Source organism: Clostridioides sp. ZZV15-6383 (assembly GCF_020657735.1).
In the GTDB taxonomy this organism is placed as follows: Bacteria; Bacillota; Clostridia; order Peptostreptococcales; family Peptostreptococcaceae; genus Clostridioides; species Clostridioides difficile_D.
On record NZ_JAGWCV010000005.1, the window covers coordinates 19,809 to 32,601 of the forward strand.

The 12,793-nt window shown below is 26.4% G+C and carries 19 protein-coding genes; 2 read left to right on the plus strand and 17 right to left on the minus strand.

Features of this window, described 5'->3' with window-relative positions:
- Positions 1 to 59 precede the first annotated feature (59 nt).
- The 11 genes from KGF42_RS03340 to KGF42_RS03390 form a co-directional block, all read right to left on the minus strand.
- Positions 60 to 3,131 carry a PHP domain-containing protein gene (locus tag KGF42_RS03340; protein ID WP_227825711.1) on the minus strand — a complete coding sequence of 1,024 codons (3,072 nt, stop codon included), beginning with the start codon at positions 3,129 to 3,131 and terminating at the stop codon, positions 60 to 62.
- Positions 3,132 to 3,159: 28 nt separating this feature from the next.
- Positions 3,160 to 3,405 (minus strand): hypothetical protein, encoded by a 246-nt coding sequence (locus tag KGF42_RS03345; RefSeq protein WP_021381416.1) that lies wholly within the window; start codon positions 3,403 to 3,405, stop codon positions 3,160 to 3,162.
- Between the two features lie 174 nt (positions 3,406 to 3,579).
- On the minus strand, positions 3,580 to 3,942 hold the full coding sequence (locus tag KGF42_RS03350) for a hypothetical protein (protein WP_227825712.1): 363 nt from the start codon (positions 3,940 to 3,942) through the stop codon (positions 3,580 to 3,582).
- A 37-nt stretch (positions 3,943 to 3,979) separates the two neighbouring features.
- The gene (locus tag KGF42_RS03355) at positions 3,980 to 5,374 is read right to left on the minus strand and encodes a hypothetical protein (RefSeq protein ID WP_227825713.1); all 1,395 of its coding nucleotides are present in this window, start codon (positions 5,372 to 5,374) and stop codon (positions 3,980 to 3,982) included.
- 182 nt (positions 5,375 to 5,556) lie between these two features.
- Positions 5,557 to 5,955, minus strand: coding sequence for an HNH endonuclease (locus KGF42_RS03360; RefSeq protein WP_107612935.1), 399 nt, complete (start codon positions 5,953 to 5,955; stop codon positions 5,557 to 5,559).
- An 81-nt stretch (positions 5,956 to 6,036) separates the two neighbouring features.
- Positions 6,037 to 6,831, minus strand: a complete 795-nt coding sequence (locus tag KGF42_RS03365) for a hypothetical protein (protein WP_311315296.1) — start codon at positions 6,829 to 6,831, stop codon at positions 6,037 to 6,039.
- Positions 6,832 to 6,869: 38 nt separating this feature from the next.
- Positions 6,870 to 7,373, minus strand: coding sequence for a hypothetical protein (locus KGF42_RS03370; RefSeq protein ID WP_227825714.1), 504 nt, complete (start codon positions 7,371 to 7,373; stop codon positions 6,870 to 6,872).
- Between the two features lie 102 nt (positions 7,374 to 7,475).
- Positions 7,476 to 7,877 carry a DNA ligase gene (locus KGF42_RS03375; protein WP_227825715.1) on the minus strand — a complete coding sequence of 134 codons (402 nt, stop codon included), beginning with the start codon at positions 7,875 to 7,877 and terminating at the stop codon, positions 7,476 to 7,478.
- Positions 7,878 to 8,013: 136 nt separating this feature from the next.
- Positions 8,014 to 8,229, minus strand: coding sequence for a hypothetical protein (locus KGF42_RS03380; RefSeq protein WP_227825716.1), 216 nt, complete (start codon positions 8,227 to 8,229; stop codon positions 8,014 to 8,016).
- 210 nt (positions 8,230 to 8,439) lie between these two features.
- Complete coding sequence (locus tag KGF42_RS03385) at positions 8,440 to 8,745, minus strand: hypothetical protein (RefSeq protein ID WP_227825717.1); 306 nt, start codon at positions 8,743 to 8,745, stop codon at positions 8,440 to 8,442.
- Positions 8,746 to 8,912: 167 nt separating this feature from the next.
- Positions 8,913 to 9,146, minus strand: coding sequence for a hypothetical protein (locus KGF42_RS03390; protein ID WP_227825718.1), 234 nt, complete (start codon positions 9,144 to 9,146; stop codon positions 8,913 to 8,915).
- A gap of 136 nt (positions 9,147 to 9,282) precedes the next feature.
- Between KGF42_RS03390 and KGF42_RS03395 the strand changes: the two genes are divergently transcribed.
- Positions 9,283 to 9,660, plus strand: a complete 378-nt coding sequence (locus KGF42_RS03395; protein WP_227825719.1) for a DUF2513 domain-containing protein — start codon at positions 9,283 to 9,285, stop codon at positions 9,658 to 9,660.
- On the opposite strand, the gene KGF42_RS03400 is transcribed toward KGF42_RS03395, so the two are convergent.
- From KGF42_RS03400 to KGF42_RS03410, 3 genes are read right to left on the minus strand one after another with little or no spacing between them, the layout of a single operon-like run.
- Positions 9,640 to 9,813, minus strand: coding sequence for a hypothetical protein (locus tag KGF42_RS03400; RefSeq protein ID WP_227825720.1), 174 nt, complete (start codon positions 9,811 to 9,813; stop codon positions 9,640 to 9,642). The two genes, KGF42_RS03395 and KGF42_RS03400, sit on opposite strands and share 21 nt — an antisense overlap.
- A gap of 8 nt (positions 9,814 to 9,821) precedes the next feature.
- Positions 9,822 to 10,358, minus strand: coding sequence for a hypothetical protein (locus tag KGF42_RS03405; protein ID WP_227825721.1), 537 nt, complete (start codon positions 10,356 to 10,358; stop codon positions 9,822 to 9,824).
- 23 nt (positions 10,359 to 10,381) lie between these two features.
- On the minus strand, positions 10,382 to 10,606 hold the full coding sequence (locus KGF42_RS03410) for a hypothetical protein (protein ID WP_227825722.1): 225 nt from the start codon (positions 10,604 to 10,606) through the stop codon (positions 10,382 to 10,384).
- 94 nt (positions 10,607 to 10,700) lie between these two features.
- Here KGF42_RS03410 and KGF42_RS03415 point away from each other — a divergent pair, with 94 nt between their 5' ends.
- Positions 10,701 to 10,883 (plus strand): hypothetical protein, encoded by a 183-nt coding sequence (locus KGF42_RS03415; RefSeq protein WP_227825723.1) that lies wholly within the window; start codon positions 10,701 to 10,703, stop codon positions 10,881 to 10,883.
- Here the strand turns inward: KGF42_RS03415 and KGF42_RS03420 are convergent.
- From KGF42_RS03420 to KGF42_RS03430, 3 genes are all read right to left on the minus strand, one after another.
- A complete protein-coding gene (locus KGF42_RS03420) occupies positions 10,864 to 11,073 on the minus strand; it encodes a hypothetical protein (RefSeq protein WP_077709634.1) in 210 nt (69 codons plus the stop codon). The two genes, KGF42_RS03415 and KGF42_RS03420, sit on opposite strands and share 20 nt — an antisense overlap.
- A 44-nt stretch (positions 11,074 to 11,117) precedes the next feature.
- Complete coding sequence (locus KGF42_RS03425) at positions 11,118 to 11,942, minus strand: antA/AntB antirepressor family protein (RefSeq protein WP_227825724.1); 825 nt, start codon at positions 11,940 to 11,942, stop codon at positions 11,118 to 11,120.
- 72 nt (positions 11,943 to 12,014) lie between these two features.
- Positions 12,015 to 12,764, minus strand: a complete 750-nt coding sequence (locus KGF42_RS03430; protein WP_227825725.1) for a phage antirepressor KilAC domain-containing protein — start codon at positions 12,762 to 12,764, stop codon at positions 12,015 to 12,017.
- Positions 12,765 to 12,793 lie beyond the last annotated feature (29 nt).

A 12,793-nucleotide genomic window follows, 5' to 3' on the forward strand; every position in this document is an offset into this window, starting at 1 on the left:
TATAAACACAAGTAGTCTCTTATGTAAAGTCTTAGAAACGCATATACGAGGTCATATTTTTAATTTTCTATTTTCCAATATTCTTGTATCCACCATTCTGTTTCTGTATTGCTCCTAATCCATTTTCCATCTACCTTTTTACTTTTAGATTTTTCTTTAATTGATTTTAAATAAACTAAATCATAAACATCAATTTTATTATCCTCAAAAATAGTTTTACTTACTTTGAAAATCTTTATATTCCCTGAACTTAGATTATACAATGTGACTTTATGTGAATATTTAACATCTATATCTATTACTAAACAATGTCTTGGATTTGAATTACTATCTTTTATGTTGCATGAACCAACAAACTCAAAATAGGTTTGTATTTTTTCATTGATTGATATATCAGTATTTTCGATTTGACTTTCAAGATAAGAACATAATTCTTTTGTATCAACTTCTTTAAATATTTTTTCTGTTTCTTTATTAGAATATTTTCTCATGGTATTTATATTGCATGGTAAATTATCTTTTTTAAATTGTTTTTTACTATAGATTAAGTTATAAATATCATAAATCTTTAAAAGTTTTTTGGATTTTCCAAACTCCTCAAAGAAATCTAGTTTAATTAGTATAGATAATTGTTTAGAGTTTATATACCCTTTCAAGTCTATCAATAGCTCTAAGAATGAATTGTATTTATTATCTTTAAGAGAATATAGATACTCTCCTATATCAGAATTTAAAAATTTAATAGATTCAATTCCCTTGTAAATACTATTTGCATCTCTATTAAAGAAGTATTCAGATTTTGAAAATCTAAATTTAGGATTTTCTAATTTAATACTAAAATACTCTACTTCATCTGTTAATTTTCTTGTTCTCTCTGTATCTTCATTATATAAATTGAATGCTACAGTATAATATTCTAATGGATAATGTGACTTAAGATATGCACAATATAAACTATCATATGCGTATGAAAGGCTATGTGAAGCATTAAAGGAATATGAGGCAGCATCATTTACAACTTGCCATGTATCTTCAAAATTATTTTCAGTTCCGACTTTTTTAATCCAGTTATTTTTTAGTTTGATATGCAATTCTTTCAACTCTTTTTCCTTAAATCTCTTTTTTTTAATCTTATTTATAATATCATAACTCTCAGATTCCTCTATTCCTAACCATATTAAATATTTCATTATTGATTCTTGATACATAAGATAATGATAACTATCTTCTAATAATATATCTAGTTCTTTAACGTTAGTTGTATATGACTTTCTGTTAATAAAATTGTCTAATAAAGATGCAAATCCGGGTCTGATACTAGCTACAAATGCACTTGTTTCCGCCACACTAGATATTCTGTATTTAGATGCCAGGTTTGTAGCATAGTCTGAATCTACCTGATTTATAGTGCAAGTTAATTTATCCTTATATATGCCATAGGTTTTAGCATCTAATAAGATGTTTAGTTCTTCAATTGTAGGAATACTAATATTTGCTAATTCACAAGTTTTTCTTATTAATGACCATACTTTCACTGTTAAATAATCATTTTTTAAATATTTATACTTATCACAATAATATCCATCTATATTACAACATACCCCATCCTTAGTTTTTAATAATCCTACTTCTTCATCAATTGGTTTGTCATATATAAGCATAGAGCATGGGGAGAAAGAAACACTTTCTATTACTCCTACAAATACCTTTGATTCCTTTATTATATCCTTCCAAAAAACATCATTTGTATATTTATCTAAGTTTTTAGCTACTTCGTCATACTCAGATAGTTTCATATCATTTGCTTTACACCATAGCCTAAATGCTGAAGTATCTTGTAATGGCTTATAACTTATCATCCATGCACAATTTTCTTCTCCTAATAAATCTCTAGTTGCTTGTATAAATGGTTCAGCATCTTCAGCATTTAAATCTATATCTGGCAAAGATTTTGCTGATAGTATTCTTTCAACACTCATAAATCTAGTAGGGAATAATGGTACCGGAGCATTTAATCTATCTATTTCAGTAAGCCCTAAAAGATTAGTTATTATAAATGAAGGTGCTGAACCTCTCCCTGTTTTAGTAAGAAGACCATTATATTCTTGTTTTGCTCTTTGAACTATTTTATAATCTATAATAAAGTAATCCTCCATATGAGTTTTCTCTATAATATCAAATTCATACCTTATAGCATCTAAGTATTCATTCCATCTATTTTTAGGTATATTTTTTCTTTTCTCTAACCATTCTTTATTTAATATTTCTTTCAGTTCTTTATTTGGATTTTTAGATATTGATGGTAATTTTATATCATCATTTATTAAGGTGATTTCTTCACACTCATCAAATATTAGAGTATTTTTTAATGCTCTTTCAACTTCTTGCTTTGTTAATACATTTTGTTTTTCATATCTTTTAAATATATCCTCTGAATTTGGATAATCTAAAATAAAACCGTCTTCTTCAGGATAATTTATACCTTTAGCTTTAAGAAATTTAGTTCTATATTTTGATTCTTCTGGATAAATATAATGACTGTCATTGGCATGTATTATATCTATATTATATTTGTTACTTAATTCTAAAACATCCTTATTGTGCAAAGCTTGAGTTTTATGAGGATGAGATTGTACTTCAAGAAAGAAATTATTTTTAAAATAATTCTTTAGTTTTAGTATTAATTCTTCTCTATTCTCAAGTTTTAATATTCCAGCTACACATGCAGTAGTAATAACTACATCCCCTGGTTTAAATATCTCAAATAATATTTTTTCATCTATTCTTGGTTTATAGTAATATCCATTTTTATTAGCTAAACTTAAAGCTTTATTTATTTGCTTGTAACCATCATTATTTTTAGCGATTACTATTAAATGATAATTTCCTCTATCTTTCTCATTTATATCATTTACATAGTAAAATTCTGCTCCAATAATCATTTTTAATTTATATTCATCACATAAAGTTTTTGCCTCATATACATTTCCTTGATATCCATGTTCTGTCGTAAAATATGTATTTTGACCTAGTTTTATTGCTCTATCTATATATTGTTGTGGTTTAGTAATTACATCTAACGACCTTATATTTGAATAAGTTTTATGACTATGATAATTATTATATCTCAACTCATCACCTCAACTTAAAAAACAAATTTTAATTATTAATATTCTTTTCAAATAATTCTATTTTTAAAAAGTCATTACATTTTATAACATCCATGCCATTAAACTTAGTAATATATCCTCTTGTTTTATCCTCTATATATTGGATATTAAGAAGGCTATAGTAACCTTCCCACAAAATAAGAGAATTAGGATATCTTCCTGTTCTGGCAGCATACTCACATCTTCTTCTATTTATTTCCATCTCTAATAAACATATATCTATCTTAATATCCATATATGATTAGCCCCCTTTAAAACTGACATTTTAATGTCTCTTAGACTTTTTCCTCTCATTAAACCTTCTATCCATCTTGAAATTTTCAACTTCATAATATAAAACCTTTATTCTTCTCTGCTGCTCTTTAAGAAATTTAGTAGTAAATTCTTTTTTGGTCATAACAATCACCCTCTAAATATTATTTTTTATTTCAAGTAAGTAATCAATTACAATTTTTTCTGGAAATATCTTTGCATTTACTACATCTTTTGATTGTATTAATATACAAGACAAAGAAAGTATTGTAATACACAAACCAGAAACTATAAACCCGTTATCATATTTCCAATCCATATAAATCAATAAAATACCAAGAATTACTCCAATTACACATATAATTATCCAAAACACACTTGTAGCTATCTCATAATTAATATATTTAGTAGTTAATGTTTGTAAATATGGAATTACATTAGTATTAGACCAGTCTATAGTCATCCCAACTTTATCACTTAAATTATCTAAAATTTTTATAATCTGTTCACTAAATTCCATTTAGCTCACTCCCAAAGAGGGAATAATCCCTCTCAATTTAATTACATTTACTCCACCCACAATCAGGACAAGTCATGCATCCTTCTATCATTTGAATCTCTAGCCCACAATCAGGACATTTTGGTTTAAATTCTTTAGATTCTTCTATTTTTTCTCCTTGTTTTTCTTTAAGAAAATCTTTTACAGCATTTAAAATAGTAATACCACAATGATTTCCTCTGTCTAATACATTTCCTTTTGCTCTACTTGTAGCAAAACTAGGACAAGTATTAACGCCCCTTAAAGCTTTTTCTATATTATCTAAAGTTCCTCCAAGTCTAAGCATTCCAGACATTGCGATTGTTGCAGTCACAAGAAGTTTTTCACACCCACCTGAACCAGCCTTTGTCACATATAACTCTTGTATATCTTCTTCTGTCTCGGAATAAGATATAAATAAAATTAATTTGCCACATCCAACATATAGCTCTTTCTTATACAAAACAGCATCATTTGATACAGGTTTCCAGTCTCCTCTCTTAAGCTCTTGTGTGTTATTTATAGTATTAGTTGTAAGAATCCCTTCACGTTTACAACCAGCTCTATATATTGTCAATCCTTTTAATCCATTAACCCATGCTAATGAATACAATTCTTCAACCTGTTCAATTGTTGCTTCATATGGTAAATTTACAGTAGATGAGATACTTGCATCTATATGTTTCTGAAATGCTGACTGCATTAAAATACGTTCTTTTGGAGTTAGCATTGTTGCTGTTACAAAGTAATCAGGAAGTGTGTTTTCATCTTCAATGTTGTTTTCTCTCATATATTTTTTAACTATAGGTGTGTAAACTTTATAGTATTTTTCTTTATCATGTAAACTTTCAGTTTTTCTAGTATAAGAAAAGGCGAAAATTGGTTCTATTCCTCCAGATATTCCTAGCATAGTCGATATACTTCCAGTTGGGGCTATTGTTAAAAGTTGTGAATTTCTAAGACCATACCTTTCTATTAATTCTAGTGTTTCATGAGATGCATTTTCTTGGATAAATTCTGATTTTAAAATACATTCCTTATATTTTGGATATGTACCATATTTTTTTGATAATAAGGCTGATTGTTTTAGTGTTTCATCTGCCAGACATTTACCTATCACGTTACATAATTCAATGGCCATTTCTGAACCATATCTTACATTCATTTTTATGAGCATATCAGCTATTCCCATAACTCCAATACCTATTTGTCTGTAATCTCTAACTGTATCTCTTTGTACTTTTAATGGATGTAAAGGTAACCCTTCATCTAAAACATCATTCATTGCCTTTACTACTATTTTTATATCTTTCCTAAATTCGTTATAATTAAAACTCTTATCCTCTTTAACATATTCACTTAAATTAAATGAACCTAAAAGACAACTACCTCCATCTGGAAGCGGCTCTTCCACATTGTTATCGTAAAGGCTTTTTATCCTCTACTTCTTATAGTTTCCTATAAGGTCGGCATATATTTTCTACTCATATTAAGTAGTTGGAGGCTCGTGGTAGAATTATTGCTCTCATTTTGTCGCTCATCTACTATGCTCTACAAACAGTATTAGATATTACTGCTCTCGGTATTATCATATTATTAATGTTTTCTTTGTGAATAAGGTTTATTTTTCCAACCTCCTCTATCTTTTATTAATCCAGTATCATAAGCATGTTGAGTATTTATTGATATATTACACCATTCTAAGTTTGTATAATTATCATTTAATTTATTTCCGTCAATATGATTAACTATATCAAATTCTCTTGGATTTAAATTATCTACATAATATTGTGCAACTAATCTGCATACCCTTTTATACCTTCTAATACCAGTTTCTATATCTGTAACTCTTATTCTTTTATAACCATGTGCTATATGATAAAAACACTCTTCCATTTTTTTATTTCTAGTGTCTAATCTGAATACTTTCCCATTTCCTGTTACATAGTATTTATATCTTTCAGATACTTTAAAATCAAATGTTATATTTCTCATATGTAAAATTTCTTTATTCACTTATAAACACTAATAACTTAGACTTCACCGATACACCCCAATTTTTTACTTGAGCCGAAATTAAGCAGCACAAGGATTTACACCTGCATATTCAAATTCATCATCCTCGCTCAATAAATTATAATTATTTATTTTGTCCCAAAATAAAATTCCTGGTTCTGCATAATTCCAATTATTTTCACATAGTTTATTAAATAGTTCTTTAGCATTTATTTCTTTAACTATAATTTCACCAGTCTCTTCTTTTGTAAAAGAACAATTATACATTTGATTTGAATCTATCCCTGTAGCTTTTTGCATAAATTCATCTGTTATTCTTACAGATATATTAGCTTTAGTAATTTTATTTAAATCTGTTTTAATATTTATAAATTCTTCAATATCTGGATGATTAATATCGAGAGATATCATTAAAGCAGCTCTACGACCACTTTGACCTATTGTTTCAGCAACTAAGGAATATGTATCCATAAATGAAACTGCACCAGTTGTAGATTTAGCTGAATTATTGACTTTTGCTCCTCTAGGTCTTAACTTAGATATATCGATTCCTACCCCTCCTCCATAAGAAAAGGTTCTTGCAGTATCACTACATGTTTGGTATATATCTTCAATAGAATCACCAGTTGCTAAAACATAACAGTTTGAATAGGTTATTTTTCTTCCATCATTCTGTAATCCTCTATTAGCCAATATCCTTCCTCCAAATAAGAATTTTTTTTCTTGTATCAACCGTTTTACTTCTTTATCTCCATTAGACACTCTATTGAGCCATTCATCAAAAGTTTCATTATTATTTCTATATTTATTATTCCATATTGCATTTTGCATTTCATTCATTTCCCAACCTATCATTAAATCACTCCCTTTTATTATAAAAACATTTATTTCTATTACCTAACTATTAATAGACTATTATTTATTATTTTAATAACTGTAATTAAATTTTTATTTGTTATATCTGTTTTAGTTATTGTCAAACCTTTCGATACAGTCAAAACATCTTTATCACAATCCCTGCTAATTAAAATTTGTGTATTGTCTATACTTTTGAAAAATTGTCTGCCATCACAATTGAAACCACATTCTCTCAAATAAGAGTCTATTTCTATATTAACAATAGGTTTATAATTTTTCATACACTTATCTTTAAATACCTTTTTAACTCTTTCTTTTTCTTTGGCAATTGTGTTTTCATATAATATTTCATCTACTTTTTGAAATGCTATATCTTCTATATATTCTTCACAAGTACTTATATACCTAATGAATAGAGCTAATCTTTTTACACCATTTACAGAAACTATAAGACTATCTCCTTTTTCTAACTTTTTCATTTCAGTTCTAAATATCATTTCTTCTCCATCTACACTTGCTATTATTATTTTGTCAGTCATCTCATTACCCCCCTTTTTACCTTCTCTGTTCTTATTATATTTTTATTATATCATATAACCTCTATGTTCTCAATAGTTTTTTTGTAAAAAATACAAAATTTATTAGATAATTAAACCTGGCATTATTTTATCTACAGTCTTATATGTTATTCCTAATTTAATTAATTTTGTAGCTAAATTAAAAATAAAATCCTTTAATTCTTCATCTTTACTGGCAAATACTTGTATTGTTTTTACATCTATGTTTCTGCCAGTATTATTCTTAATTAAATAGTCAATCATATCATATATGTTTTCTAATTCATTATGACTAGTATTATTTAGATTCTTACATATTTTATTCTTAGATATTCCAGTGAGAATATTTGAATCTAGCAGAAATTGTAAACATTCAACAAACATTCTATTATTTTTATATTTTTCTAATATTCTCTCTTTTTCTTTTCTACTAGATGTAGATGCTAAACTATCAAATATTTTTTTTACTTCTAAAAGCTCTTTCATTAAAAACCTCCTTTTGTAATTTTTGTATATCTTGATTTAAATTCTTATTATATCTACTAGGTAAAATCATATAAAAATACTTTTTTAACAAATATATTTATTTTCATATTTTAAAATCCTCATATTTAAGTTAAATTTATTCTAAATCAAAATTTTTACATTCTAAAGTCTCTTTATCACCGTCTAAGCAAATAGACTTAAATTCAATTTCTCTATCTTTAGCGTTACAATATCCATCATAATTATTTACACATGCTAAAAACTCACATTTTATACAATACTCATTTATTTTCATATTAGGATGATACACAGGAGTCGCTCCAGCTATAATCTCTCCACAATATTTGCACATCCAAATTTTACAAGTATATTGTTGACTTCTTGTTGTGATTAATTGACAATCTTTTACTCTTGAAAACTTGTGTCTAAATATACACCTTAGACTCTTGATAATAATCACTCCTTATATATTTATTATCCTTGTTACACTTTTGTCATCATTGAAAACACTAAATTTTGTTCAATTTCGTGATTTATATTCAATAATTCTATCTATAATATCTTAAACATATTTCACTTTCCACCCATGACTGGTTACCTTATTTTCTTTAACTAAACGAAAAATATAACTCAAGCTGACATTCAAATATTCACTTGCTTCTATACCTCCCAAAAACTCTTTAACTTCTCCTGTATTAATATTGAAACATTCTATTTTTTTACTTTTTCTCCCTTGACCTTTAGAATTTAATTTATATAAATTAATTGAACATTCTTGTTCATTTCTATTTATATTATGTTTAAATACATGTACTTTACCTTCAGCATTTTCTAAAAATGACCCTGCATCTATCCAAACTTTACTCATATAATTAATCCCCCAATATCTTATTGATTTATTTATACATCTCGCCACAATTTTTACATTGATATATAATGCCTAATTTTGTATTAAGTTCATATATATCTCCTCCACATTCACATTTTTTAACACTTACAGGCTTATTTTTCATTTTGCACACCTCCTTATTGCCTTTAAATAGATGTTGTATCTAATAATCTTGGAACCTCTTTTATACACCAATCAACTGGTAATAAATCATTTTTCATTAATCTATATAACATACAATTATGTTCCTCTACATTCTCCATATATCCAAGAGGACAATTTTTACAATGCTTAGATTTCTCACAGATATATTTAATAGTATTTAAAGCAACAAAAACACTTTTGACATCTTCCTGCGTTAATTCAACCTTATTCTCCATATATACCTCCTTATAATTTTTCTTATTACATTTACAACCACATTTTTCAATCATCCTAAAAAATTTATGTACCCCAACTATATATTTGATATAATTAACTTAAGAAATTCAAATTAATTTAAAAGGTGGTAACATTATGAAACTAAACCCTGATTGTATTAGAGATTTATTATTGACTGTAGAAGAAAATACAAGTTTCTCTCAAGTCATGTATTATAACAGAAAAGAAGAAAACAACTATGACTTATTACAAAGATATAATGATGAAGAGATTTCATATCATATAAGGCAATGTAATTTATACGGTTTTTTTACCAGAATTTCTTGGACTTCAGCTCATTGTACTATTGATGATTTAACACCTTTAGGTCATGAATTCTTAGCTAATGTACGTTTAAACACAAATTGGAATAAAACTAAAGAAGTTGCTTCAAAAGTTGGTTCTACATCTATTAATGTTTTAACTGAAATTGCATCTAATGTTATAACCAATCTAATTAGTAATAATTTCTAAATTTTTCACAGATAGTTTAATAGTAAGTTCATTTTTCATTCCACTTTCAACAAATGAACTTATTATTTTACATCCAATAATATCACCTATATCATGTCCATTAATTATAACTTTTGTTATATTTCGATTTGTTTCTATTTTTACATCATGCATTTAATCACCTACTTTTTATTTTTCTTAAATTTACTCTTCCCTTGATTCTCTAGTGGTTTATATTTAGTTTCATACTTATCTAGTTTTTGATTAATTTCATTTAAAGTATTATCAAATGCTAAATATTTGTTTAACTCATATTTTACTAACCTCCTTTTAACTAAAATATTTTTTAATTCTTTAATGGTATCAATCTTATCATTTAAAGAAGTTGTATCTAAATTCATTTCTTCTATTACATGTAATACTTCTTCCTTTTTCTTATCACAAAGACTTAGTTCATCTGATATATTTTGTTTATGTTCTTTAAACAATTTTATTAAATTTTTAATATCTGAATATTTCTTTTCAAAACCATCAGCTTTAATTTCTTTCACATATAAATCTTGGTGTGCTATATATGAATGTAGTTTTATAATACATGGAACATACTTAAATTCTTCTTTAAGTTCTCTGTACTTATTTAAAGCGTCATTATATTTATCAAATCCAAATTGCGTATTTCCATATTTTAGGTCAATTTTAGTTATATAATTATAATTCATCTCAATCACCATTTTTAGTAATATTATATTTCTGTGAGAGCTTCTTGAAATTTTAAATTAAATACATACATTACTAACTTTTTGTCATCCTTATAATTTAAATATTCATTTATAGAAGCCTCATAAGCATCTTTCTTTCTATGTATATATGTATACCATCTTTGAAAGTTGAGGTAGTCTTGTTCTGTCAAGTACTCACTTGCTAAATTTAATAGACTACCTCTTTTATTCAATATTTGCTCTATCATTTCATACCTCTATTCTATAACTTGTTTATTTGATATAATTAATTCAAGAAATATTTACATATGTTCTTAATTTTTATTAAAGGTGGTGGCAACTATGTCTGATAGTTTAGCTGGTATAGACAAAGTGCATGAACTTACAATTAGGTATTTGGATGCTAATTATGATTTGAAAGGTAAAACTGTGGAAGAATATGCTTATGAGTATGAAGCTTTATACCATCAAATATATCATGCTCTAAGAGAAGCACATAGAACAGTTAGAGCTCAGTATAAATAAATTCTGAGACAGGATTGTATCTAAGTGCATCTTTACAAAATACTAATATATCAATTGGAGATGAGATGCTTTTTGCGTTTTTATTTAATGTATTAAGTATCTCTTTTGCTACATTAAGTTCTTCTAAGCTCAAATTAACATTTGTTGCTTCACTTATTAAAAATTCAATTTTAGATAAATCTACTTTCATTTTCATTCCTCCATATTCCAAATATTTATTTATCAATATACAAATTAAGTATTTCTAATTAATATACCATATTTAATCGCCATATCTTTTACAATAGATATATACCCTTCAATTAATTTCTTATCCTCTGCTATAACATCTAAAAAGTTTGTTTTATCTATTTTTGATTTGGATATACCTTCTTCTCTCATTCTTTTTCTTTTATTATTTAATCTAGTTTTTAAGTCTACTCCAAAACGATTATCCAAAAGTTCATAACTTTCATTTCTAATGAAGTTAAATTCTCCTTGTTTATTACCTATTTGCTTGATTATCTTATTTGTATCATCCCTCCAATTTTTATGACTTAATGAAATTACCTCTCTAATTCCTTGTATTTCTTCTTTTGTTTCTTTTAATACTTGTTTTAATTGATTTTGTTCAAGTTCTTGTTTTGCTACTGTATCAAATATTCTCTTAAACATTTGTAAATCTGGACTAAGCTTACTAGTATCTAAAGTTTCTTTTATTTTTTGATATTTCTTTTCTACCTCTATTAAGTACTTTCTATATTTCTTTGAATTTTCTCTAAGTTCCTTACTTGCTCTTGGACTTATTCCGGCTATCATACAAATTTCTTTTGCTATTTCTAATTTAATTATGTATTCATCTGTAGGTCTTCCACCTTGTTTAGAGGTTTTACCTTTTAAAAGGTAAAACTCATTTTGACCAGCATCTACATTTCTTAAGTTTGTTTCTATCCAGTCTGAAAATTGTTGTTTAACTCCTAATCCTTCCCAAAGTTCTCTACCATTTACAACCTTAACATCTTCATCAGTTGTATATATTTTGATAATTCCTTTTTCTTCTACTATTTTTAAATCCTCCATTAACTACCTCCATGTTAATATATAAATTTGTATCAACTATTCAATTTTCAAAGTACATTTTAAATTTTTAATTTAACTTATCTTCTTAATACTCTCTACAAATTCTATCAACCATTTTCTACCTATCTCAGTCCATTTTAATTGTGTATCATATTCACTTATTTTAAAATCTGCATATTCAGGTATTAACCATTGATAATCCTTATAAGGTTTCCAACATTTTGTTCTTCCATTTTTTTTAACTGGATATATTATCTTATTCGTATACAGCAAAACATTTAAACCTTGTGCTGTCATTCCTAAATCTTTCGCTATATCTGTTGTAGTAACTAATTTTTCAGGATTTAAAACTTTATCATGATAACTTACTTTTGGTTTCATTTCTTCATTTTCTATTTGTAATTTTTCATTCTCTTCAACTTTGACTAGAAGATGTTGTAATGCTTCTTTATATGTAGTTGGTAAATCAAATTCTTCTCTTTGAACTCTAAAGTAATTATTTATTAATTCTCTTTGAACTGTCCATGCTAAATTATCTGTTAGAGATTTTACCAACATTAGATAACCACTTTCAGTTATTAAAGTCAAACCTCGATTCGGAATTTCTAAAGTATGATTTTCGTACTTTTCAAAATCAGATTTTTTAGCTATAAAATAATCAATATTTTCTATAAAGTATTTTTTATTCTCTGAAAAATTTCTTTTAGCTGTACCTTCAGCTCTCTCATGTACAAAGTCAATTTCTTTAAATGTAACTACTCTTTTACCTTTGAATTCCTTTGCTTGTAATTTTTTATCATTTACTAAAATTAGATTGCTCATTTAATTTCCTCCTTTAAACATTTTGTTTT